Genomic DNA, 22,555 nt, shown 5'->3' with positions numbered 1-22,555 from the left:
CAGGCTGTGCGCGAGGTCGGCCAGCGGGTAGTCGACCAGGGCCAGCTCCATCTTGCCGGCCTCGATCTTGGACAGGTCGAGGATGTCGTTGATCAGCCGGAGCAGGCTGCTGCCGGCGTCGTGGATGATCTGCGCCGACTCGACCTGCTCGGCGTCGAGGTTGCCCTCGCGGTTCTCGGCCAGGTTGCGCGAGAGGATCAGCAGGCTGTTGAGCGGCGTGCGCAGCTCGTGCGACATGTTGGCGAGGAACTCGCTCTTGTAGCGGCTGGCGCGGGCCAGCTCCTGCGCCTTCTCCGCCGTCTCGCGCTGCAGCGCCTCCAGGGTCAGCTTCTGTTCCTGCAGCGTCTCGCTGGTGGCGCGCAGCTCTTCGTTGGAGGCCTGCAGCTCGTCCGCCTGCACGCGCAGCTCCTCCTCGGAGGCGAGCAGGCGCTGCGACTGCTCCTGCAGCTCCAGCGTCTTCGCCTGCAGCTCGTCGTTGGCCAGGCGCAGCGCCTCCTGCTGCTGGCGCAGGGTGACGCTGGACAGGCGCAGATCCTCGGCCTGCTCGCGCGACTGCTCCAGCAGGGTCTGCGTGTTCACCGTGCGGTTGAGGTTCTCCAGCGTGAGCGCGACCAGCGGCAGCAGCTCGTCCAGCAGCTGCCGGTGCGCCGGCGCCAGCGGCCCGAAGCCGGCCAGCTCCAGCACGCCGAGCAGGCGATCGCGCAGCAGCAGCGGCAGCAGGGTGAGCTGGCGGGGCAGCGCCTGGCCGCTGCCCGATTCGATGTGCACGTATTCCTCCGGCACCGGCGACAGCTCGACCGGCTGGCGCGCCAGCGCGCACTGGCCGACCAGCCCCTGGCCGGGCACGTAGCGCTCGCGCGGGTGGCTGCCCAGGCGCAGGCCGTAGCTGCCGAGCAGGTCCAGCCGCTGGCTCGCCTCGTCGTAGCCGTACAGCACGCCCACGCCGGCGCCGAGCAGCGGCATCAGCTCGCCGGTGAGGGCGGCGGCGAAGTCGTGGTGGCTGGTGGCTTCCTGCAGGCGGTGCGAAATGTCGGAGATGCTGCTCTTGAGCCAGGACTGGTGATGCGTTTCCACCGCCATCTGTCTGAACACCTGCAGCGCGCGGGCGATCTCGCCGATCTCGTCCTGGCGTTCGAGGTTGCGGATCTGGATCTGGTGGTCGTGCGCGGCCAGCCGGGTCATCTGGTCGGTGATGCGCCGCAGCGGGCGGGTGACCAGGCGGAAGGTGAGCACGATCACCAGCAGGCCGAGCAGCATGCCGGCCACGCCGAACGCCGCGCTGACCAGCCGCGTGGTGGCCAGCGTGCGGTCGAGCTGCTCGTTGCGCTGGGTGAGCAGGTCGCGCTCGGTGGCGGCCATCTGGTCGACCGCGGTGGTGATGTCCTCCGCGCGCACCGTGCGGCGGGCGACGTAATCGCCGACGATGTGCTTGATCGCGAGCAGCGCCTGCGGGCTCTCGTCGCCGTCCAGGCGCTGCACCGGCTCGATCAGCATGCTCTGGAGCTGCCGCTGCCATTGGCTGGCCAGGGTCTGGATGCGATCGAGGCGGCTCTGCTCCAGCGGGCTGTCGGCGACCAGGTGGCGCAGCTTGGCGAAGCTGTTGTCGAACTCGTGGTCGGCCTGGTGGAGGGCGGCGATGCTGTCCGTGCTCACGTCCGCGTTCACGCGCAGCGCGTAGCCGCGCGCGGCGACCTGGGCGGTCTGCGCGTTGCGCTGCAGGCGGTTCAGTTCGAGCAGCACGCTGTAGGTGTGGTTGGCCCAGTGGCGGGTGCTTTCCTGCTGGCCGAGTGAGTACTGCATCACCAGGCTGCCGAACAGGAACAGCCCGAGCAGCAGGCCGATCGCCAGCAGGATCTTCCGCTGCAGGGGCTGGTCGGCCAGCCAGGAGTGTTGCCGCCGCGGCGCCGCCGCCGTTCCGTCGAGGATCATGGTCTTTCACCGCTGCGAGCCGATGCCATGCCTCCCGCCGTGCCGGAGGCGCCGCCCAGATTATCGGTCAGGCAGGCTCGGCGGTAGCGGTGCGGCCGCCAGCGCCCGCCGTGGCAGCGGCGGCACCGGCAGGCGCCGCCGCAGCGCCTGCGCCAGCAGCCCTGCCGACACCAGCAGGCACAGCCCCAGCGCCACCACCGAGGCCTCCGCGCCGAACACGCCCCCGCTCAGCCAGTCCGGCCCGCTGCGGGTGGAGACCAGCCAGCCGTCCGCGCGGGTGCCCGAGACCGGAATGCCGTACACCGTGCCCTGCATGAAGTTCCACGCCGTATGCAGCCCCATGCAGAGCCACAGCGAGCGGGTGACGTGGTAGAGCAGGCCGAACAGGATGCCGGCCTCGATCGCGATCGCCGCCGAGCTCCACAGCGTGGCGCCCGGGTTGGCGAGGTGCGCGCCGCCGAAGAACAGCGCCGAGACGCCCAGGGCGACCCAGGTGCCCAGGCCTTCCTCCACGATGCGGAACAGCACGCCGCGGCAGATGATCTCCTCGCCGATGCCCGCGCCCAGCCCCACCATCAGCAGCGCGGGCAGCCAGTTGGCATGCGGGTTGGTGCCGACCACGTGGTAGCTGCCGGCCAGCCACAGCGCGCCCACGATGGCGCTGAACAGCACGGTGCCGGCGGCCAGGCCGGCCAGGCCATACGGCGCCAGCGCGCGTAGCGATAGTTCGGACGGTCGCCGCCGCTCAACCCAGCGCACCAGCAGCAGGTAGGCGGCCAGCGCCGGGGCGGCCCGCGCGAGAAACTCGGCCAGTCCGCGCTGCAATGGCGTGGTGCCCTTGGCGAGCCAGCCCAGGTCGCGTAGCACAAGGCTGGCGAGGGTGCTCGCCAGCGCCAGCAGCACGGCGAAGATCACGATGCGCGCGAGCGGCGAATACACCAGCCAGCGCTTCCAACGCGGCGCATCGGTGGGGGTGAGGAAGGCGAGGGCGTGGCGGTCCATGGGCGCGCTCCGAAGTGGTGGTGGCACGCTAGCAGGGCAGGGCGTCGCCGGCACGGGTCATTCGTACCGGCTCCCTCAGACCTCCACCGCCGTCGCATGCTCCCGCGTGGCCGAGAAGCGCACCTGCGGCCAGCGCTCCTGCGCCAGCTGCAGATTGACCCGCGAGGGCGCGAGATACACCAGCTCGCCGGCCGCATCCAGCGCGAGGTTCATCGCGTTCTTCTCGCGGAATTCCTCCAGCTTCTTCTCGTCCTCGCAGTGCACCCAGCGCGCGGTGGCCACGCCCACGTTCTCGAACGCCGAATCCACGCCGTACTCGTCCTTGAGCCGGTAGGCCACCACGTCGAACTGCAGCACGCCCACCGCGCCCAGGATCAGGTCGTTGCTCATCAGCGGGCGGAAGAACTGCGTGGCACCCTCCTCGGAGAGCTGCGCCAGGCCCTTCTGCAGCGCCTTCATCTTCAGCGGGTCGCGCAGGCGCGCGCGGCGGAACAGCTCCGGCGCGAAGTTGGGGATGCCGGTGAAGCTGATCGCCTCGCCCTCGGTGAAGGTGTCGCCGATGGAGATGGTGCCGTGGTTGTGCAGGCCGATCACGTCGCCCGGGTAGGCGTGCTCCACGATCTCGCGGTCGCTGGCCATGAAGGTGAGCGCGTTGGCGATGCGCACGTCCTTGCCGGTGCGCGTCTGCACCATCTTCATGCCGGCCGCGTAGGTGCCCGAGCACACGCGCATGAAGGCCACGCGGTCACGGTGCGCCGGGTCCATGTTGGCCTGGATCTTGAACACGAAGCCGGTGAGCTTTTCTTCCTCCGGCTCCACCTCGCGGGTGAGCGTGCCGCGGGCGCGCGGCGAGGGCGCGTGCTCGACGAAGAAGTCCAGCAAGAGCTGCACGCCGAAGTTGTTCACCGCCGAGCCGAAGAACACGGGCGTGAGGCGGCCGGCGAGGTATTCGTCGAGGTCGAACGGGTGCGAGGCGCCCTGCACCAGTTCCAGCTCCTCGCGCAGCTCGGCCAGCGCCGGCGCGCCGAGGGCGGCCTCCAGCCCCGGCGCGTCCAGGCCCTTGAAGATGGTGGAGTCCTGGCGGGTGAAGTTCTTGCCCGGCTCGAAGAGGTGCACCTCGTCCAGCGCCAGGTGGTACACGCCCTTCAGGCGCTTGCCCATGCCGATGGGCCAGGTGAGCGGCGCGCAGGCGATGCCCAGCACCGACTCCACCTCGTCCAGCAGCTCGATCGGCGAGCGGCCCTCGCGGTCGAGCTTGTTGATGAAGGTCATGATCGGCGTGTCGCGCAGGCGGCACACCTCCATCAGCTTGATGGTGCGCTCCTCCACGCCCTTGGCGCAGTCGATCACCATCAGCGCCGAGTCCACCGCGGTGAGCACGCGGTAGGTGTCCTCGGAGAAGTCCGCGTGGCCGGGCGTGTCCAGCAGGTTGACGATCTTGCCCTCGTAGGGGAACTGCATCACCGAGGAGGTCACCGAGATGCCGCGCTCCTTCTCCAGCGCCATCCAGTCCGAGGTGGCATGCCGCGCCGCCTTGCGGCCCTTCACCGAACCGGCCATCTGGATCGCGCCGCCGAACAGCAGCAACTTCTCGGTCAGCGTGGTCTTGCCCGCGTCAGGGTGGCTGACGATGGCGAAGGTGCGGCGGCGGTGGGTTTCGGCGAGATGGGAGGACATGCGGGCGGATCGACAGGAAGGCCAGCCGTCAATGATAGCGTGGAACGGCGCATCGGCCCGACCGGCGCACCCAGGTCGTCAGGTTTGCGGTGCCGGCTTCAGCGGCGCCGGCACGGCGTCCGGCCGCCCCATCCGCCGCAGCCAGCGGTAATGCGAGGCGATGCCGGCGCTGAACGAGCGGTTCGCGTGATAGGGCACGCCATATTCGCGGCAGGTCGCCTCGACCACGCGCGCGATGGCCGGGTAGTGGACGTGGCAGATGCGCGGAAACAGATGGTGCTCGACCTGGAAGTTCAGGCCGCCGACCAGCCAGGTGATCACCCGGTTGTCGCGCGCGAAATTCACCGTGGTCTGGAGCTGGTGGATCGCCCAGGGCGTGTCCATGCGTCCCGATTCGTCAGGCGACGGAAACGCCGCTTCTTCCACCGCATGCGCCAGCTGGAACACCAGGGCCAGCAGCAGGCCGGCGACCATGGCGGTCACCGCGTAGAACAGCACGACCGTGCCGAGCGGATGAAAAGCCAGCGGCAAACCGAAGGCGAGGCCGAAGAAGACCAGCTTGCCCAACACGAAAACCGCCAGATCCTTGCCGCGCGGGCGCGGGAAGCGCTGCTTGCCGATGGTGGCGGTGGCGATGTCGCGGAAGTCGTCGTGCAGATGCCAGCTCACCGCGGTGAAGCCGTACAGCACCCACAGGTAGAGGTGCTGCCAGCGATGATGCCAGTGGCGTTTCTGCGCCGGCGAGAACCGCGCCAGGGCGCCGAGGTGGATGTCGCCGTCGTGGCCGTCGATGTTGACGTAGGTGTGGTGGAGGTGCGCGTGCTTGCGCTGCCAGATGTACGAGCTGCCGCCGACCAGGTCCAGCGTCATCGCCATCCACCGGTTGACCCGCCGCCGCTCCGAGTAGGCCTGGTGGCCGGCATCGTGCTGGATGTTGAAACCGATCTGCGCCATCGCGACGCCGAGCACGATGCTGAGCGGCAGCCCCTGCCACCACGTCGTCGCGACGAACACCAGCAACACATAGGCGATGGCGAAGACGGCCAGGATGATCGCCGTCTTCAGGTACATCTGTCCGCTGTCGCGCTGGCCGTGCCCGTTGCGCTTGAAATGCGCCTCGACCCGCCGGCGCAATTCGCGCTGGAAGGTGTTGTCGCCATTGAATTTCAGCCGGTCGGCGACCGCCCCGGTGGACGGGGAGCGCGTGACATCCGCCGTTTGCGGTGGTGACTGCGGCATGTCATGGATCCAGGCGAGAATGCATGCATGGTAGTCAATGCGCGGTAAGAACTTGTTGGGTGGTGATGCCCGACGCGGCCGATCGCCCCCGCTGGCGATCGCCGCCGCCATCCTGCCCGGCCTGTAGCTGGCACGGATGCTTGACCGCCGGTCGCGGACCCCGCCCGCCTGTTTGCCCGTGGCGCCGGCGTGGTGCCGGAAGTCGCGGCCGCATCGTGGCCATGCGCGTCTCGAACAACGCGATGCGTGGCGGAGGGCGGCCCTTGATCGAGATCGACCCGGTGACCCTGCCCGGACGGCGCGGTGCGATGAATCCATCACGGGTACACCGCAACGGTCGTCGTTGCCAGCCTGTGCGCGCCGCCAGGCGTCGCGCAAAAAAAGACCCGGGGATCGCTCCCCGGGTCCTTTCGTTTCGAGCCGGGCCGAAGCCGGCGCGAAAGGGAGGCGAATTACTTCGCTTCCTTCTCCATCAGCTTGTCGACCAGGTTGGTCGGCACTTCCTCGTAGTGATCGAAGATCATCGTGAAGTTGCCGCGGCCGCTGGTGGCCGAGCGCAGGAAGTTGATGTAGCCGAACATCTCCGCCAGCGGCACGAAGCCCTGCACGAAGGCCTGCGGGCCCTTCTGGCCCTGGTCGCTGACCGAGCCGCGACGGCGGTTGATGTCGCCGATGACGTCGCCCAGGTAGTCGGCCTCGGTGACCACTTCCAGGCTCATCACCGGTTCCAGCAGCTTGGGCTTGGACATCCGCTGCGCTTCGCGGAAGCAGGCGCGGGCGGCGATTTCGAAGGCCAGCGCGGAGGAGTCGACGTCGTGGTACTTGCCGTCGATCAGGCGCGCCTTGAAGTCCACCACCTCGTAGCCGGCGATCTGGCCTTGGTTGGACTCGGTCTTGATCGCGTGCTCTACCGCCGGGATGTACTCGCGCGGTACGCGGCCGCCGACGATCTCGTCGGAGAACACCACGCCCGAACCCGGCTCGCCCGGCTCGAAGACGATCTTCACTTCGGCGAACTGGCCCGAACCGCCGGACTGCTTCTTGTGGGTGTAGGTGTGCTCGACCGGGCCGCCGAAGGCCTCGCGGAAGCTGACCTTGGGCTTGCCCATGTTGGCGTCCACGCCCAGCTCCGAGCGCATGCGGTCGATGGTGATCTCCAGGTGCAGCTCGCCCATGCCCTTGAGCACGGTCTGCCCGGTTTCCTTGTCCACCTCCAGGCGCAGCGACGGGTCGGCCTTGACCATCTTGTAGAGCGCGGTGGACATCTTGTCGACGTCGTTGCGGCTCTTGGGCTCCACCGCCACGCTGATCACCGGGTCGGGGAAGCGCATGCGTTCCAGCAGCACCGGATGGGCCGGATCGGAGAGCGAGTCGCCGGTCTCGGTTTCCTTCAGCGAGACGAAGGCGCAGATGTCGCCGGCGCGGACCTCGTCGATTTCCTTGGTGGCGTTGGCCTGCACTTCCACGATGCGGCCAATGCGCTCCTTCTTGCCGCGGGTGACGTTGAGCAGGGTGTCGCCCTTCTTGATCACGCCCGAGTACACGCGGGTGAAGGTGAGCGTGCCGAACTGGTCGTTGATCACCTTGAAGGCCAGCGCGCGGGCCGGGGCGTCGTCGGTCACTTCCTGCTCGCCGAGCACGTTGCCGTCCTCGTCCACCACGGAGATGCCGCCGTTCTCGCCCGGGTAGGGCATGTAGTCGATCACGCCGTCCAGCAGCTGCTGCACGCCCTTGTTGCGGTAGGAGGAGCCGCAGAACACGGGCACGATGGTGCCGGCCACGCAGCCCTTGCGGATGCACTTCTTGAGCGTCTCCAGCGAGGGCACCTCACCGGTGGACAGGTAGGCTTCCATCGCGTCGTCGTCCGCTTCCACGGCGCTCTCGACGCTGGCCTCGCGCAGCGCGGCCAGGTCGGCCACCCACTGCTTGTCGGCGGCGGAGCCGAAGGCCTTCACCTTCGGGTGGTCGGCGATCTGGTCGAGCGGGATGGTCTCCCACTTGCTGTCCTTGTCGTCGCCCTGCCAGATGTAGCCCACGCCTGCGATCAGGTCGGCCATGCCGATGAAATCGTCGTGGCTGCCCAGCGGCACCTGGCACAGCACCGCGTTGGCGCCCAGGCGGTTGCGGATGCCGTCCACGCAGTGCTTAAAGTTGGCGCCGATGCGGTCCATCTTGTTGACGTAGCACATGCGCGGCACGTTGTACTGGTCGGCCAGGCGCCAGTTGGTCTCGGTCTGCGGCTCCACGCCGGCCACGCCGTCGAACACCACCACGGCGCCGTCCAGCACGCGCAGCGAGCGGTTCACCTCGATGGTGAAGTCCACGTGCCCGGGGGTGTCGATCACGTTGATCTGGTAGCCCTTCCACGCGGTCGACACGGCCGCCGACTGGATGGTGATGCCGCGCTTGCGCTCCTGCTCCAGGTAGTCGGTGGTGGTGGAGCCCTTGCCGTCCTTCGTGTCGTGCACGTCGACGATCTGGTGCTTCTTGCCGGTGTAGTACAGCACGCGCTCGGTCGTGGTGGTCTTGCCGGCGTCGATGTGGGCGATGATGCCGATGTTGCGGTAGAGCGAGAGGGGCTTCTGTCGGGCCATGGTCTTTGGATTCCGGGAGGCGCGGGTGTGGATAAACGCGCAAGTTTAAGGCAGAACGGGCCCAAAGGCGCGCTTTTCCGGCGCAGGCCGCATTCCTATGCGGTTCGCCGGTGGCCTTGGGCGGGCCCGATCGGGCCGTGAGCGGTGGCTGGACGGGCGCGATCGCGCCGGCCGCAGCGTCTCAGATGGGGGCGGCGGGGCCGGCCAGCAAGTCCTCGTGGAAGGCCCCGAAGGCTTCGGTCGGGTGGGCGATCTGGATCTCCAGGATCCACAGCCCGTCCGAGGGCCGGCTCGCCAGGGTGCCGAGGTCGCCGGCCTTGTGCACGGCGTGCGGGAAGTCGCCCACGCGGTGGCCCTTGATCGCGTGGTTGAGCCGCCAGCCCAACGCCGCCGCGCGCTCGCCGGCGTAGGCGTACAGCGCCTGGCCGCTCAGGCCCTGCGTGCGCCAGGCCGCGGCCACCTGGTCGAACAGCGCGCGGGCGGCCTCGGCGCAGGCCTGCCGCTCCGGCGCCTCGCCCACGGCGAAGGTGTCGCCCACGTCGCCCTCGTGGCCGTCGAACACCAGGCCGAGGTCGATGAAGTAGATATCCCGCTCGCCCAGCCGCACGCCGGGCTCGGACGGCTGGCGGAAGGTCCGGGTGGTGTTGGGCCCGATGCGCACGATCGGCGGATGCCACAGCCGTTCCACGCCGTGCTCGCGGAACACCTCCGCCGCCATGGCCCGCGCCTGCGCCTCGTCGATGCCCGGCCGCATGCGCTCGCGGATCGCATGCAGCACGGCCCAGCTGCGCTCGCGGGCGCGCCGCATCAGGGCGGGGTCGAAGCGCTGGCCGACGGCTTCGCGGGGGTGGGGCAGGGGTTGGGTCATGGTGAGGCGTTGGGTTCCGGTCGGCCGCTCAGGCTAGCAGGAGCAGCAGCGCCAGCGCCGCCGGCGCGGCCTGGAGCGCCAGGATCTTCCGGCTGGCGGTGAAGCCGCCGAAAAGGCCGGCCACCAGCACGCAGCCAAGGAAGAACAGCTTCACGGGGCGGCCGTCCCCGCCCAGCCATAGGCCCCACAGCAGCCCGGCGGCGAGGAAGCCGTTGTAGAGGCCTTGGTTGGCGGCCAGCACCTTCGACTGCGCGGCGAAGGCCGGGTCGAGGCCAAAGGCGCGGCGGCCGGTGGGCGTGTTCCACAGGAACATCTCCAGCACCAGGAACCACAGGTGCAGCAGGGCGACCAGCACGACGACGGCATTCGCGGCGAGGGACATGGCGTTTCCTGTCGGGCCGCGGCGCGCGGCAGGACAGTGTTGCAGGCGGCGTGGCGACCGCAAAGAGGTGGGCGTGGCAGGCCGCCGCCGAGTGCCGCGGGCGCTTATCCCGTGCCTGTTCGAATGCTTGCCGTCGGCGTTGCCGCCCGCTGCTTGCGGGCGGGGATGGCCTCGAGGCACGGGTTCACCCCCTCTGCATACAGGGGAGGGTGGTGGCCTCAGACCGCCCGCAGGGTCACCACCAGCACGTCGCGGTGCGCCGGCTGGGTCGGATCCTTCGGCGTCACCGCGGTCACGCCGTGGAACACGCGGGCGTCGTCCACCAGGGCCGCGTCCAGCGGCCGGGCCAGGGTGAAGCTGCCCAGCTCGGTGCCGTCGGCGGCGTGGATGGTGGTGGTGCCGCGCTCGATGTTGTGGCGGTCGACCAGCAGCACCAGCACGTAGTCCACGCCGTCGCGGTGCACGCCCTCGGGGGTGGGCTCGCCGGCCTCGTCGGGGCGCGCCTCGATGCGGAACTGGTGCACCTCGATGTGCCAGCGCCGCACCTGGGGCGACAGCGTGCCGAAGAACTCGCGGCTGAAGGCGAGGATGCGGCGCAGGCTGGCCCCGTCCGCCACCGCCGGCCGGATCGGCTCGAACCAGCGCTCGATGTCGCCCTGCAGCTGGTTGTAGGAGAGGCTCTGGTAGTGCGGCTGGTGCGGCGCGCGGCGCAGCTCGCCGTCCCCGGCCGAGAACACCGCGTAGCGCCGGCGGCGGTGGCGGCCGAGCGCGGCGAGGTAGATGTCCGGCGCCAGCTCGTTCCAGCTGGCGGCGAAGGCGTCCCAATCGGCCAGCGCGCCGGGGCGCAGCAGCTCGCGCATGGCGGCGCCTTCGGCGAAGGCGAAGCCGTCGCGCTGCAGCCGGGCGTGCAGGACGGACGAATCGGGCAGCGGATCGGAGGTCATGGATGGACGGCGGGCGGGGAAATCGACAAAGGGTACTCCTTCCGCGGCGCGGCCGGTTAGGGCAGGGGCGGAGCGGGGCGCGGCAAGCCCGGAGCAGGCTTCATGCGGGCCGGCGCCCCGGGCGCGGGCGCCCCGCGTCAAAATGGATGTGTAGACGTTTAGACGTCTGTTGACATGCCTGCGAACGCCCCCTAAAGTTGGCCCCGTTCATCGAGACCGGCGGAGGGATGGGCCCTTTGATGCCGGGGCAACCAGCGGGAGCCTTCCCGCCACGGTGCCAAATCCTGCGGAGGGCGCGAGGCGCCTGCCGAGAGATGGGCGCAATTCCCGCCGCGATGTCGTCGCCGCGAGGATGGCGGCCTTTTCACGGTGCTCCGCGGGCGATGCCAACGGAGACCAGAGCATGACCCCGCAGCCGCTGCCCCTTCCCGCTACCGCTTCCGCCACCGTGGTGTCGCTGCGCTCGCGCGCGTTCGGCCGTCGCGGCGGCATGGCGATGCAGCGCGGCAGCCGGCGCGTGGCCCTGCGTCCGCGCTACGGCACGGGCCCGGTGGTGGCGGAGGTGGGCTACCTGTGGTGCGGCGCGCCGGACGCGCCCACGGTGATCGTGCAGGGCGGCATCTCGGCCTGCCGCGACGTGGTGTCGCTGGAAGAGGGCGAGCCGGCGGGCTGGTGGCAGGAGCTGGTGGGCGCGGGCCGCGCGATCGACCTGGAGTGTTGCCGCGTGCTGTCGATCGACTGGCTCGCGCCGGAAAGCCTCGGCGTCGGCGCGGTGTCCAGCGAGGATCAGGCCGACGCGCTGGCCGCCCTGCTCGAAGAACTCGGCATCGGCCGCGCGCACGCCTTCATCGGCTCCTCCTACGGCGCGATGGTGGCGCTGGCCTTCGCCGCGCGCCACCCGCAGGCGGTGGACCGCCTGGTGCTGCTGGCCGGCGCGCACCGCCCGCACCCGCTGGCCACCGCGCAGCGCAGCGTGCAGCGCTCGATCGTGCGGCTGGGCCAGCAGAGCGGCAACGTGGACGAGGCGCTGGCGCTCGCCCGCCAGCTGGCCATGACCACCTACCGCGGCAGCGAGGAATTCGCCCGCCGCTTCGAGCACGCCCCCGAACTGCGCGACGGCCGCTTCCGCTTCCCGGTGGAGGACTACCTCGACCACGCCGGCAAGCGCTTCGTCGAACGCTTCGACGCCGAGCGCTTCCTGGCCTTGTCCGAATCCATCGACCTGCACGACGTGGCGCCCGAGCAGGTGGCCGTGCCGGCCACCCTGATCGGCTTCCCCTCCGATCGCCTGGTGCCGCTGGCGGACCTGTGCGAACTGCAGCGCCGCCTGCGCGGTGTGGCCACGCTGGAGGTGGTCGATTCGCCCTACGGCCACGACGCCTTCCTCAAGGAAACCCGGAAGCTGGCGCCGCTGCTGCGCGCCGCCCTGGCCTGAACCCATTCCCCCTTCGAGCATTGACGGAGTTCCACCCCATGAGCGACTCGGCCCCCTGTACCCGCGCGGTGCGCGCCGGCATCGAATCGGACAGCCAGCACGGCGCCGTGGTGCCGCCGCTGCACCTGTCCACCAACTACGCCTTCGAAGGCCTGGGCGGCAAGCGCCCCTACGACTACTCGCGCAGCGGCAACCCCACCCGCGACCTGCTCGGCAACGCGCTGGCGGAGCTGGAGCAGGGCGCCGGCGCGGTGGTGACCGCCAGCGGCATGGCCGCGGTGGCGCTGGCGCTCGAGCTGGTGCCGGCCGGCGCCACCGTGCTCGCCGCGCACGACTGCTACGGCGGCACCTGGCGCCTGCTCGACGCCTGGGCCAGGAAGGGCCGCTTCAAGCTCAGCTTCGCCGACCTCACCGACCCGGCCGCGCTGGCCGCCGGCCTCGCCGACAAGCCCGCGCTGGTGTGGGTGGAGACGCCCTCCAACCCGCTGCTGCGCATCACCGACATCCGCCACGTGGCGCAGGCCGCGCACGCGGTGGGCGCGCTGGTGGTGGTGGACAACACCTTCCTCTCGCCGGCCCTGCAGCAGCCGCTGGCGCTAGGCGCCGACGTGGTGGTGCACTCCACCACCAAGTACATCAACGGCCACAGCGACGTGGTGGGCGGCGCCGTGGTGGCGCGTGACCCGGCGGTGGCCGAGCAGCTCAAGTGGTGGGGCAACTGCAACGGCCTCACCGGCGCGCCGTTCGACAGCTACCTGACCCTGCGCGGCCTGCGCACCCTGGGCGTGCGCCTGCGCCAGCACCAGGAGAACGCCGCGCGCATCGCCGAGCGCCTGGCCGGCCACGCGGCCGTGCGCAAGGTCTACTGGCCCGGCCTCGCCGACCACGCCGGCCACGCGCTGGCGGCGCGCCAGCAGCAGGGCTTCGGCGCCATGCTCAGCTTCGAGCTGGTGGGCGAGGTGCCGCAGATCGAGGCCTTCGTGAACGGCCTGGACTATTTCTCGCTGGCCGAGTCGTTGGGCGGCGTGGAAAGCCTGATCGCCCACCCGGCCTCCATGACCCATGCCGCGATGGCCCCGGAGGCGCGCCACGCCGCCGGCATCGCCGACACCCTGCTGCGCCTCTCGGTGGGCATCGAGGACGGCGACGACCTGCTGCGCGACCTCGACGCCGCCCTGGTGCGCGCCGAGTCGGTGGCCGACGCGGGCAAACGCCGGGTGAGCGCATGAGCGCGGTGGAGGCCGACTGTGCGCCCGTCGCCGCGCCGGCGCCTGCCGCGCACGGCGTCGCGCTCGCACTGCTCGGCACCGGTGTGGTGGGCGGCGCCTTCCTCAAGCTGCTCAACACGCCCGCCGCGTCCTCGTTGAAGCTGGTGGCGGCGGCCAATTCGCGCCGCCAGCAGCTCGACCCGGCCCAGCTCGCCGACCGCGCCCTGCGCGAGAAGCTCAAGACCCACGGCGAGCCGCGCAACGACGAGACCCTGCTCGGCGCGCTGGCGCAGAGCGGGGCGGCGGTCAAGGTGATCGTGGACGCCACCGCCTCGGCCGCGCTGGCCGCGCACCATGCCGAGTGGCTCTCGCGCGGCTACCACGTGGTCACCGCCAACAAGTCGCTGGCCGGCGGCGCGCTGCCGGACTGGCGCGCGCTGCAGCTCGCGCTCGCCAGCGGCTGCACCTACGGCGACTCCGCCACCGTGGGCGCGGGCCTGCCGGTGATCGCCACCGTGCGCCGCCTGCGCCAGTGCGGCGACGCGCTGCTCACGCTGGAGGGCGTGTTCTCCGGCTCGCTGTCCTACCTGTTCAACCAGTACGACGGCAGCCGCCCGTTCTCCGCCCTGCTGCGCGAGGCGCGCGCGCTGGGCTACACCGAGCCGGACCCGCGCGCGGACCTCTCCGGCGAGGACGTGGCGCGCAAGCTCCTGATCCTCGCCCGCTGCGCCGGCTTCGCGCTGCGCCCGGAAGAGGTGGAAGTGGAAAGCCTGGTGCCCGAGGCGCTGCGCGCGGTGGACACCGAGACCTTCCTCGCCCGCCTGGAGGAGCTGGACGCCCCGCTGGCCGCGCGCCATGCGCAGGCCAAGGCCCGCGGCGGCGCGCTGCGCTTCCTCGCCCGCCTCAACCAGCGCGGCCACGCCCGCGTGGGGCTGGTCGAGGTGCCCGCCTCGCACCCGGCCACGCGCCTGTACGGCACCGACAACCAGTTCGCCCTCACCACCACCCGCTACAACAGCCAGCCGCTGGTGATCCAGGGGCCGGGCGCGGGGCCGGAGGTGACGGCGCAGGCGCTGCTGGGCGACGTGCTGGCGCTGGGCTGACGGCCCTCTTCGAAAACCTTGTCGAGGCTGGGTAACTCCTCTCCTTAGCCTGCAGGGCCGGAAGGGGTGAAGCCTTGCCGCGAGGCTAGCGTTCCCCATTTCCCCATCCTCACCTGCAAGCCGGGCAGGGCGATGCCGCGGCCTAGCGCGTCGACCCGCTGGCGCGATCGGCGTGGCCGGGCGCCGCCTGCTGGATCGCCTCGACCTGGATGCGCAGCGTCACGTCCATCCGGAAGCCGTAGTCCTTGCCGGCGGTCATGCCGTAGTCGTCGCGCTTGAACGTGGCCAGCGCGTCCGCGCCGCACACTTCGCGCTTGAGCATCGGGTGCGGCATGCACTTGAAGCTGTCGATCTTCAGCGTCAGCGAATGGGTGGCGCCGTGCAGACTGAGCTGGCCGACCACCTCGGTGGGCTTGCCGTCCACGAAGCCGCCGAGCCGGCCGGTGTAGGTGGCGGTGGGGTACTTGTCCGACTCGAACAGTTCCTTGCCCTGGGCGCCCTGGTTGAGCGCCTCCTGGCCGAAGTCGGCGCTGCGCATGTCCACCACCACCTTCACCGTGCCGGTGCCGGCGGCCTTGTCCAGGGTGACCGTGCCGGTGGTGTGGTTGAACTTGCCGCGCCACACCGAGAGGCCGCCGAGATGGTCCGCCTCGAAGCTGGGGTAGGTGTGGTCGGGGTCGATGTCGTAGGTCGCCGTGGCGGCCGACGCGGCGCCGCCGGCGAGTGACAGCAGGGCGGCCAGGGCGAGGCGGCGGAAGGCGGGGCGGGCGGCGATGGGCATGGCGGGTCCTCGATGGTGGGGCAGGCCAGGAAGCACGGCGGGGCGCATGCCCACGGCGGGTCCATGCAGCCACGACGAACGGGCCGGCGCGCTTTCGACAACACCGTGCTCGCGTTCGCGGCTTCTCCACCGAGGCTCGACACCCGCGCCGCCGCCCGGCAGATTGGCGGGCACCCTCGCTGCACGAACAGGCAGGACGAACCGATGATGATCGCCACCCCCGACTACCGCGCCATGCTCGACACCGCCATCGCCGAAGCCCGCCAGGGGCTGGCCGAGGGCGGCATCCCGATCGGCGCGGCGCTCTACCGCAACGACGGCCAGCTGCTCGGCCGCGGTCACAACCGCCGCGTGCAGGAGGGCGACCCCTCCGTGCACGGCGAAACCGACGCCTTCCGCAAGGCCGGCCGCCAGCGCCGCTACCGTGACACCATCATGGTCACCACGCTGGCGCCGTGCTGGTACTGCAGCGGGCTGGTGCGCCAGTTCAACATCGGCACCGTGGTGGTGGGCGAGTCGGTGAACTTCCCCGGCGGCCTGGACTGGCTGCGCGAGCACGGCGTCAAGGTGGTCGACCTCGCCAGCGAGGCGTGCATCCACCTGCTGGGCGACTGGATCGCCGGCCACAGCGAGGTGTGGAACGAGGACATCGGCGAGGATTGAGCCCGCGCGGCCGCACTTCACTGCATGGTGCACTGCGCGCCGTCGCCGGAATAAGAACGCGCGGCTTCGGCCGCGCGTTTTCTCATGGTAGGAGCGCGCCTTGCGCGCGACCGGGGCGCCATGCCGCCGCCGCTGCGCAGGCTTGTCGCGCGCAAGGCGCGCTCCTACAGAACCGCCCTTGGCGGCAAGACGGTGAACGGGCTCTTACCGCTCTGTGATGCGCTCCGCCGTCGCCTCGTCCGGCGGCACCAGCGGCGCGTTCGGGGCGATCAGCTGGGCCTCCAGCTGCGCGGCCTCCACCGACGGCGTGCGCCAGCCGGACCTCACGCCCCACAGGTAGAACACCACGCCGACCACCGCCACCACCGCCAGGTCGGCGCCGTAGGGCAGGTAGCCGTGGCCGCCGAAGGTGGGGCTGCCGGCCCAGGAGACCAGGGCGATGGCAGGCAGGTAGACGATCATCCACCAGGCGCCCTTGAGCTGGCGGCCGAAGTCGTGCCAGCCGGCGCGGGCCTGGTAGTAGAAGTACACCGGCAGCGCCACCACGATCAGCAGGATGATCTCGCCGGTGAGCGGCCAGCGCGCCCAGTACAAGAGCTCCGTGGCGAACACGAAGGCCAGCGCCGAGAGCACCGGCAGGCCGGCCAGGCGCAGCGGGCGGTGCAGGTCCGGCGCGGTGCGGCGCAGGGTCATCGCGCTCACCGGGCCGGTGAGGTAGGAGATGATGGTGGCCACCGAGATCACCGCTGCCAGCGTGCCCCAGCCGCGGAAGAAGAACAGGAACAGGTAGGACACCACCAGGTTGACCCACATCGCCGGGCGCGGCACGCCCCACTTCGGGTGCACGCGGCCGAGCAGCTTGGGCATGGTGCCGTTGCGCTCCATGCCGTAGAGCATGCGCGCGGTGGTGGCGGTGTAGGTGATGCCGGTGCCGCTGGGGCTGATGAAGGCGTCCACGTAGAGCAGCATCGCCAGCCAGTTGAGGTTGACCAGGATGGCCAGCTCGGCGAACGGCGAGCGGAAGTCGATGCCGTGCCAGCCGGCCTTGGCCAGCAGCGCCGGCGGCACCGCGCCCAGGTAGGCCACCTGCAGGATCACGTAGACCACGGTGGCGAGCAGGATCGAGCCGAGCACCGCGAAGGGGATGCTCTTGCCCGGGTTGTGCGCCTCGCCGGCCAGGTTCACCGGGCTCTGGAAGCCGTTGAAGCTGAACACGATGCCGGCGGTGGCCACGGCCGTGAGCACCGCGGCCATGTCGATCGAGTGGCTGTCGCCGTGGATGCCCACCGCGAAGTTCTCGCTGTGGAAGCCGCTGGCGATCAGCGCGAGGCCGGTGGCGGCCGGCACCACCAGCTTGAACACGGTGATGGCCGTGTTGGAGTGCGCGAACAGCTTCACGCTCCAGAAGTTGAGCAGGAAGTACACGATCACCAGCACCGCGGCGATGGCGATGCCCGGCGCGGTGAGCTCGCCATGCCCGTCGGGCATGTGCATGTAGAGGCCCTGCGCCCACTCCCACGGCCACGAGGCCATGTACTGCACCGAGGCCTCGGCCTCCACCGGGATCACCGAGACGATCGCGATCCAGTTGGCCCACGCGCCGATGAAGCCCACCAGCGAGCCGTGCGAGTAGTGGCTGTAGCGCACCATGCCGCCGGACTCGGGGAACATGGCGCCCAGCTCCGCGTAGGTCAGCGCGATGGTGAGGATGATGGCCGCGCCGATCACCCAGGCCCAGACCGCGCCGGGACCCGCCAGGCCGGCGGCGCGCCAGGCGCCGAACAGCCAGCCCGAGCCGATGATCGAGCCGAGGCCCGTCAGCATCAAGGCGAAAGGGCCGACTTCGCGGCGGATCGCACTATCGTTGGACATGCTTGCGCTCCCGTGGAAAGCACCGGGCTCCCGACCCGGCGGTGGAGGGCGGCAACGCCCGACAAACGACCGATGGTCGCAGATCGGCCGGGCCGGTGTCATCTGGCGGCGCGGCGGCGCGCAAGACCTTGCGCGTGGCCGCGGCCCGTGCCGGCATGCGAGAATGTGCCGCACGGGAGGGGGCTTTGGATACGAAGCAGGCCCGTTGTGATCGTCAAATGGTTAATCGTCGCCTTGTTCCTGGCCTCGGTGCTGTACGTGCACCGGCGGGGCAGGGTGCGGCACAAGTTCGGCCGCCAGTTGTTGGACCATTCCACTTTCATGGCCCCGCTCAACGTGCTGATGTACGCCTTCTCGCGCGTGCCCACCACGCCGTTCATTGCCGTGCCGGAGCGGCACTTTCCCGAGCTGGAGCCGCTGCGCGCGCGCTGGCGGGAGATCCGCGAGGAGGCGCTGAAGCTGCGCGCGCAGCAGCAGATCAAGGCCGCCGACGGCTATAACGATGCCGGCTTCAACTCCTTCTTCCGCCGCGGCTGGAAGCGCTTCTACCTCAAGTGGTACGACGAGGCGCACCCTTCCGCCGCCGAGCTGTGCCCGGTCACCACCGAGCTGCTGCGCGCCATCCCCTCGGTCAAGGCGGCGATGTTCGCGGAACTGCCGCCCGGCAGCGATCTGCGCCGCCATCGCGACCCCTACGCCGGCTCGCTGCGCCTGCACCTGGGGCTGGAGACGCCCAACGACGACGGCTGCTTCATCAACGTCGACGGCCAGCACTACAGCTGGCGCGACGGCGAGTGGACCATGTTCGACGAGACCTACATCCACTTCGCCAAGAACCAGACCGCGCACGACCGGGTGATCCTGTTCTGCGACGTGGAGCGCCCGCTGAAATACCGCTGGGCGCAGCGCTTCAACCATTTCGTGGCCCGCCGCCTGCTCGCCGCCGGCGCCTCGCCCAACAGGGAGGGCGACAAGACCGGCGGCATCAACCGCCTGTTCGGCCGCTTCTACGCGCTGCGCCTGCGCTCGAAGGAATTCCGCAAGCGCAACAAGCGCGCCTACTACGCGCTCAAGTACCTGGCGGTGCTGCTGGTGGTGCTGTTCGTGGTCTGGATCTGAGCGCTGACCACGATCTTGCCGCCGACTCGCCGGCCTTGCAGGAGCGCGCTTGCGCGCGACCGGGCGTGACGGCGGCGACGCTGCGAGGGTTTGTCGCGCGCGAGGCGCGCTCCCGCACGATTTCAAGGCCGTTTGGCGAGGCGATCGCGAACAGGCGCTGCGGCTTGCCCGGACTCTCGACATCGGCGTGGCCTAACTCCCCAACCCTTTCCGGCATACCTGATTAGCGTTGAATCTCAGCGGGTCTTTGCGAGCGCCTTGCCATGGCCTCACTTCCCCAAGCCGGCACCTTCTCCCCTCGGGAGAAGGTGCCGGCAGGCGGATAGAGGGTGCGGCCGGAGCACAGCCCCTCGCTCCGCCCGAACCCTCACCCCAAACCCCTCTCCCGACGGGAGAGGGGTTTCACGTCGCTGCATCGACAGCCTTTGCCACGTGCACAGGCCATCGCTGAGATTCAACGCTAATAGACCCTGCAGACAGGGAAGGGAGCCACCGGCCCTGAGCCCGGCCAGGCGGGCTTCCTTCCGCGGGCCCGCTGACGTCAAAGCCGCTCATAGAGCCGCAGCAGCTCGCGGGTGTAGGCGTTGATGTTGGCGGGGTGCATCACGTCCAGCGTCTCCAGGAACTGCCGGGCGCGGGTGCGGTAGGCGTCGAGCTCCCGGTCGTGGCGCCCGAACGCTTCGCGCAGCACGCGGCCGCCCTCGGCGCAGTCGAAGTCCGGATAGAAATAACCGCAGGGGCGGATGAACTCGGAGTTGTGCACGAGCGGGTAGCCGCCGTACAGCGCCTCGTAATACAGGTAGTTCTGCCCGTTCTCCCAATGGTGGGACACCACGCAGTCGCCATGGGCGGCCATGAACTCGGCCAGCGGGTAGCGCCCCTCGAAGCTCGCCACGCCGTGGCTCACGATGTCCAGGCTGCGGGCGAAGTGCACGAACTTGGCGTGTTCCTTCACCTGCAGCGTGTTGCAGAGGCGCACGGCCTCGAACATGGCGGGGGCCGCCCGGTAGGCCTCCTCGCAGGCCAGCATCGGGACGATCGAGGTCTTGACCATGCACACGTTGGGCTCGAACGCGCATACGCGCCAGCGCGCGCGTCCCGCCCGGTAGCCCCAGCGCAGGTCCGCCGGCAGCGCGGCGATGCTGCGGTCGAGGAAGTAGGGCGTCCACAGATGGGGCACGATCCGCACCGGCGCGCGCGCCATGATGGCGAAGTAGTCGTGGCAGCTGCGGGCGTACTCGGGGATCGTCCACACCGCATCGTAGGGCTTGTCGCTCGCCAGCCCCGCGTGCGGCTTGCCGAAGATCGCCCGCTCGATGTCGATGACGAAGTCGTTGCCCACCCGCATCCACACATAGCGCCCGCCCGCGGCGCGGAACGAGCGGGCCCAGTCGTCCTCGAGCTGGGCGCTCATTTCGATCACCACGTCCAGCGTGGCGTGGGCCTCCTCGACGCCGATGAACGCGATGCCGGCGTCGGACAGCATCATCGACTCGTGGGGAACGCGGCCCTCGCCGCCGCACACGATGACCACGTGGCCGACGAGGGGGCTCTGGCGCAGCAGCTGCGCCAGGAAATAGCAGTTCTGGAAGATGCCGTTCTCCCAGATCGACTGGTGGCCGCTGCGCAGGTGGAGGGTGACGCCGACGTGCATCGTCCGGTCCGGCGTCCATTCGCGTTTCATCGGCATGCCGCGGCCTCTCCCTGCATCAGGTCGGCGATGCGGCGCGCGAAGGCGGCCACGTTGGATTCGGCCGCCGGGCTCACGGTCGGCAGGAAGCGCCGCGCCGTCTCCCGGTAGTCCTGCCAGTACCCCTCCTCCCGGCCGTGGAGCGCGACCAGGTGCTCGCCCGCGCGCACGGCGTCGAAGTCGGGGTAGTAGAACCCGATCTTCGCGGCCTCCAGGTAAGGGGAGTTGTGGATCAGCGGATAGCCGCCGTACAAGGCGTCGTAGTAGAGGTAGTTGAGCCCGCACTCCCACTGGTGAGACACCACCACGTTCAGGCGCTGCCCCGCCATGCCTTCGACGAAATCCAGGCGCGGCTCGTAGGACGCCTTGCCGTCGCGGGTCAGGCTCAGGTTGAGCGCGAAGCGGTTGAAGGTCAGGTGCTCTTTGAGGTGAAACGTATTCATCACCATCATCAGCGCGATCGCCACGCCGCGTTGGCGATAGGCCGACTCGCAGGCCAGCATCGGCGTGAAGCAGTTTTTTACCACCGAGATGTTGGGCTCGAAGATCGCCACGCGCCACGGCGCGGGCCCGCCCCCGCCTGGCGAGGGAACGTAGCCGAAGGCCATGCCCTGCGCTTCCACCTCGCGCACCCTGCGTTCGATGAAGTACGGCGACCACAGGTGCGGGACGGTATGGACCGGGGCGCGCGAAACGGTGGCGAGCAGGGGCGCGCAGGTCTTCGCGTGATGCGGCTGGATCCAGATTTCATGCCAGGGCGTGCCGTTGAAGAGGTGCCCGGGCGCCTTCTGGAAGATCGTCGATTCGCCGAGGTCCGCGTACACGTGGCCGGCGAAGAACGACACGATCCTGGCGCCAAGCGCCCGCACGTGCCGCAGCCATTCGAGCGGCAGCTGCGCGCCCATCTCGATCACCAGGTCCACCTCGTGGGTGACTTCGTGCGGCCAGACCAGGGGCACGTCCAGCGCGTCGAAATCAAGGTCCGGCGGCAGTACGTCCAGGTCGCCGCCATTGAGCAGGTAGACCTTGCCGACCCATTCGATCTGCCTCAGCAGGATCACCAGGAAGGCGATGTTCTGGTTGATGCCGCTCGACCAGGCGTGGGTGCCGGCACGGGAGAAAAGGGAGATGCCGACATGGATTTTAGGTTTCATCGCAGGGGACGTTCCCTTCAGGGGGCTGGCGCCGGCACGGCGACGATCACCACGAGTGGCCCACGCCCACGCTGACGAGAACATGGTTGCCGCTGCCCGAGGTCGTGCTCACGCCCATCTTCATCACCGTGCCGCCGTTGAAGCGCGCGCCCATGCCGACCGCCATGGCCGAATAACCGGCGTAGCTGCCGACGCCCGCGCCGACGTTGAAGCGCTTGCCGTCGTCCACCGGCGGGATGCCCAGCATCGCCGCGCTCATGGCCAGGCCCGAGTAGGCGCCCTGGGTCACCTGCGTGACCCGGCGGGAGACGCCATTCAACTGGCCCACGTTCACCGCGTCGGTCCAGTTGGCGCCCGGCGCGACGTTGGTGATGCGCCGCTCGTTTCCCGGCGCGCCCACCGACACCGTGTTGTCGGCGCTGGCCACCGAGCCGGCGCCCAGCGCCACGCTGTTGGCGCCGTTGGCCACGCTGTCGGCGCCGAGGGCGACGCTGCGGTGGCCGTTGGCGGCGGCGTTGTTGCCCACCGCCACGGTGGGCGAGCCGTTCGCCTGCGCGCCCTGGCCGATGGCCACGGCGCCGGCCGCCGTCGCGCGCGCATGCTCGCCCTGCGCCACCGCGCCGGCGCCATCGGCGGTGGCCGCGATGCCGGTGGCGATCGCCCCCTGGCCCTGGGCCGAGGCGGGCTGGTAGCCGTCCACCGAGCACTGCATGGCGCCGTTGCTGACGGTGCAGACACCCTTCTGGCCGTTCACCATGGCCGCGATCTGCACCACCGTGGTGGAGAGCGCCGCCACGTTGTGGTTGGTGACGCTGAGGCCCGTCGACAGTGTCGCCACATGGCTGTCGGTGGTGCTGAGCCCCGAGGACAGCGAAGCGATGCCGCTGGTGGCGGT

The 22,555-nt window shown here is 70.2% G+C and carries 18 protein-coding genes and 1 riboswitch; of the genes, 5 read left to right on the top strand and 13 right to left on the bottom strand.

All coding sequences use genetic code 11. The features are described from left to right. From ACH65_RS15875 to ACH65_RS15840, 8 genes are all read right to left on the bottom strand, one after another. On the bottom strand, nucleotides 1–1,929 hold a 1,929-nt coding region (locus ACH65_RS15875), incomplete at its 3' end, for a histidine kinase dimerization/phospho-acceptor domain-containing protein (protein ID WP_049623597.1). A 60-nt stretch (nucleotides 1,930–1,989) separates the two neighbouring features. Beyond that, nucleotides 1,990–2,931, bottom strand: coding sequence for a CPBP family intramembrane glutamic endopeptidase (locus ACH65_RS15870; RefSeq protein ID WP_049623596.1), 942 nt, complete (start codon nucleotides 2,929–2,931; stop codon nucleotides 1,990–1,992). Between the two features lie 75 nt (nucleotides 2,932–3,006). Then, entirely contained in the window at nucleotides 3,007–4,608 is a 1,602-nt protein-coding gene (locus tag ACH65_RS15865; RefSeq protein ID WP_049623595.1) for a peptide chain release factor 3, read from the bottom strand. Nucleotides 4,609–4,686: 78 nt separating this feature from the next. Continuing rightward, nucleotides 4,687–5,958: a fatty acid desaturase family protein gene (locus tag ACH65_RS15860; protein WP_237561545.1), complete on the bottom strand. Its 1,272-nt coding sequence runs from the start codon at nucleotides 5,956–5,958 to the stop codon at nucleotides 4,687–4,689. Between the two features lie 341 nt (nucleotides 5,959–6,299). Continuing rightward, nucleotides 6,300–8,441 carry an elongation factor G gene (gene fusA, locus ACH65_RS15855; protein ID WP_049623593.1) on the bottom strand — a complete coding sequence of 714 codons (2,142 nt, stop codon included), beginning with the start codon at nucleotides 8,439–8,441 and terminating at the stop codon, nucleotides 6,300–6,302. Nucleotides 8,442–8,622: 181 nt separating this feature from the next. Beyond that, a complete protein-coding gene (locus ACH65_RS15850; RefSeq protein ID WP_049623592.1) occupies nucleotides 8,623–9,309 on the bottom strand; it encodes a M24 family metallopeptidase in 687 nt (228 codons plus the stop codon). A gap of 28 nt (nucleotides 9,310–9,337) precedes the next feature. Continuing rightward, nucleotides 9,338–9,691 carry a DUF1304 domain-containing protein gene (locus ACH65_RS15845; protein ID WP_049623591.1) on the bottom strand — a complete coding sequence of 118 codons (354 nt, stop codon included), beginning with the start codon at nucleotides 9,689–9,691 and terminating at the stop codon, nucleotides 9,338–9,340. 218 nt (nucleotides 9,692–9,909) lie between these two features. Beyond that, nucleotides 9,910–10,635, bottom strand: a complete 726-nt coding sequence (locus ACH65_RS15840; RefSeq protein WP_049623590.1) for a 2OG-Fe dioxygenase family protein — start codon at nucleotides 10,633–10,635, stop codon at nucleotides 9,910–9,912. Between the two features lie 204 nt (nucleotides 10,636–10,839). Further along, nucleotides 10,840–10,956, top strand: a riboswitch (SAM riboswitch). 82 nt (nucleotides 10,957–11,038) lie between these two features. Here ACH65_RS15840 and metX point away from each other — a divergent pair. From metX to ACH65_RS15825, 3 genes are read left to right on the top strand one after another with little or no spacing between them, the layout of a single operon-like run. Further along, nucleotides 11,039–12,070 (top strand): homoserine O-succinyltransferase MetX, encoded by a 1,032-nt coding sequence (gene metX / locus ACH65_RS15835; RefSeq protein WP_049623589.1) that lies wholly within the window; start codon nucleotides 11,039–11,041, stop codon nucleotides 12,068–12,070. A 38-nt stretch (nucleotides 12,071–12,108) separates the two neighbouring features. Further along, on the top strand, nucleotides 12,109–13,299 hold the full coding sequence (metB, locus tag ACH65_RS15830; protein ID WP_049623588.1) for a cystathionine gamma-synthase: 1,191 nt from the start codon (nucleotides 12,109–12,111) through the stop codon (nucleotides 13,297–13,299). Then, nucleotides 13,296–14,381 carry a homoserine dehydrogenase family protein gene (locus ACH65_RS15825; protein ID WP_049623587.1) on the top strand — a complete coding sequence of 362 codons (1,086 nt, stop codon included), beginning with the start codon at nucleotides 13,296–13,298 and terminating at the stop codon, nucleotides 14,379–14,381. Before metB ends, ACH65_RS15825 begins: the two co-directional genes overlap by 4 nt. A gap of 142 nt (nucleotides 14,382–14,523) precedes the next feature. On the opposite strand, the gene ACH65_RS15820 is transcribed toward ACH65_RS15825, so the two are convergent. Then, the gene (locus tag ACH65_RS15820) at nucleotides 14,524–15,162 is read right to left on the bottom strand and encodes a YceI family protein (RefSeq protein ID WP_049623586.1); all 639 of its coding nucleotides are present in this window, start codon (nucleotides 15,160–15,162) and stop codon (nucleotides 14,524–14,526) included. A 207-nt stretch (nucleotides 15,163–15,369) separates the two neighbouring features. On the opposite strand from ACH65_RS15820, the gene ACH65_RS15815 reads away from it, so the two are divergent. After that, nucleotides 15,370–15,825: a nucleoside deaminase gene (locus tag ACH65_RS15815; protein WP_049623600.1), complete on the top strand. Its 456-nt coding sequence runs from the start codon at nucleotides 15,370–15,372 to the stop codon at nucleotides 15,823–15,825. 204 nt (nucleotides 15,826–16,029) lie between these two features. On the opposite strand, the gene ACH65_RS15810 is transcribed toward ACH65_RS15815, so the two are convergent. Continuing rightward, nucleotides 16,030–17,697 carry an APC family permease gene (locus ACH65_RS15810; protein ID WP_049623585.1) on the bottom strand — a complete coding sequence of 556 codons (1,668 nt, stop codon included), beginning with the start codon at nucleotides 17,695–17,697 and terminating at the stop codon, nucleotides 16,030–16,032. Between the two features lie 210 nt (nucleotides 17,698–17,907). On the opposite strand from ACH65_RS15810, the gene lpxO reads away from it, so the two are divergent. Continuing rightward, nucleotides 17,908–18,816: a lipid A hydroxylase LpxO gene (gene lpxO, locus ACH65_RS15805; RefSeq protein ID WP_049623599.1), complete on the top strand. Its 909-nt coding sequence runs from the start codon at nucleotides 17,908–17,910 to the stop codon at nucleotides 18,814–18,816. A gap of 541 nt (nucleotides 18,817–19,357) precedes the next feature. On the opposite strand, the gene ACH65_RS15800 is transcribed toward lpxO, so the two are convergent. The 3 genes from ACH65_RS15800 to ACH65_RS15790 form a co-directional block, all read right to left on the bottom strand. Then, nucleotides 19,358–20,506 carry a DUF2827 domain-containing protein gene (locus ACH65_RS15800; protein WP_049623584.1) on the bottom strand — a complete coding sequence of 383 codons (1,149 nt, stop codon included), beginning with the start codon at nucleotides 20,504–20,506 and terminating at the stop codon, nucleotides 19,358–19,360. Next, nucleotides 20,497–21,660 carry a DUF2827 domain-containing protein gene (locus tag ACH65_RS15795; RefSeq protein WP_049623583.1) on the bottom strand — a complete coding sequence of 388 codons (1,164 nt, stop codon included), beginning with the start codon at nucleotides 21,658–21,660 and terminating at the stop codon, nucleotides 20,497–20,499. The genes ACH65_RS15800 and ACH65_RS15795 overlap by 10 nt, the downstream gene beginning before the upstream one ends. Before the next feature lie 46 nt (nucleotides 21,661–21,706). Then, on the bottom strand, nucleotides 21,707–22,555 hold an 849-nt coding region (locus ACH65_RS15790; RefSeq protein ID WP_202594230.1), incomplete at its 5' end, for a YadA family autotransporter adhesin.

This window comes from Frateuria defendens (genome assembly GCF_001182895.1).
In the GTDB taxonomy this organism is placed as follows: domain Bacteria; phylum Pseudomonadota; class Gammaproteobacteria; order Xanthomonadales; family Rhodanobacteraceae; genus Frateuria_B; species Frateuria_B defendens.
This window is presented reverse-complemented; position numbering and strand designations above follow the sequence as displayed.

Bases quoted from the DNA above. Each gene is read 5' to 3' on its own strand.
- ACH65_RS15795 (WP_049623583.1), bottom strand. From the start codon at position 21,660: ATGAAACCTAAAATCCATGTCGGCATCTCCCTTTTCTCCCGTGCCGGC.
- ACH65_RS15870 (WP_049623596.1), bottom strand. From the start codon at position 2,931: ATGGACCGCCACGCCCTCGCCTTCCTCACCCCCACCGATGCGCCGCGT.
- ACH65_RS15860 (WP_237561545.1), bottom strand. From the start codon at position 5,958: ATGGCGGCGGCGATCGCCAGCGGGGGCGATCGGCCGCGTCGGGCATCA.
- fusA (WP_049623593.1), bottom strand. From the start codon at position 8,441: ATGGCCCGACAGAAGCCCCTCTCGCTCTACCGCAACATCGGCATCATC.
- ACH65_RS15865 (WP_049623595.1), bottom strand. From the start codon at position 4,608: ATGTCCTCCCATCTCGCCGAAACCCACCGCCGCCGCACCTTCGCCATC.
- ACH65_RS15810 (WP_049623585.1), bottom strand. From the start codon at position 17,697: ATGTCCAACGATAGTGCGATCCGCCGCGAAGTCGGCCCTTTCGCCTTG.
- ACH65_RS15800 (WP_049623584.1), bottom strand. From the start codon at position 20,506: ATGCCGATGAAACGCGAATGGACGCCGGACCGGACGATGCACGTCGGC.
- metB (WP_049623588.1), top strand. From the start codon at position 12,109: ATGAGCGACTCGGCCCCCTGTACCCGCGCGGTGCGCGCCGGCATCGAA.
- metX (WP_049623589.1), top strand. From the start codon at position 11,039: ATGACCCCGCAGCCGCTGCCCCTTCCCGCTACCGCTTCCGCCACCGTG.
- ACH65_RS15825 (WP_049623587.1), top strand. From the start codon at position 13,296: ATGAGCGCGGTGGAGGCCGACTGTGCGCCCGTCGCCGCGCCGGCGCCT.
- ACH65_RS15820 (WP_049623586.1), bottom strand. From the start codon at position 15,162: ATGCCCATCGCCGCCCGCCCCGCCTTCCGCCGCCTCGCCCTGGCCGCC.
- ACH65_RS15840 (WP_049623590.1), bottom strand. From the start codon at position 10,635: ATGACCTCCGATCCGCTGCCCGATTCGTCCGTCCTGCACGCCCGGCTG.
- ACH65_RS15815 (WP_049623600.1), top strand. From the start codon at position 15,370: ATGATCGCCACCCCCGACTACCGCGCCATGCTCGACACCGCCATCGCC.
- ACH65_RS15845 (WP_049623591.1), bottom strand. From the start codon at position 9,691: ATGTCCCTCGCCGCGAATGCCGTCGTCGTGCTGGTCGCCCTGCTGCAC.
- ACH65_RS15850 (WP_049623592.1), bottom strand. From the start codon at position 9,309: ATGACCCAACCCCTGCCCCACCCCCGCGAAGCCGTCGGCCAGCGCTTC.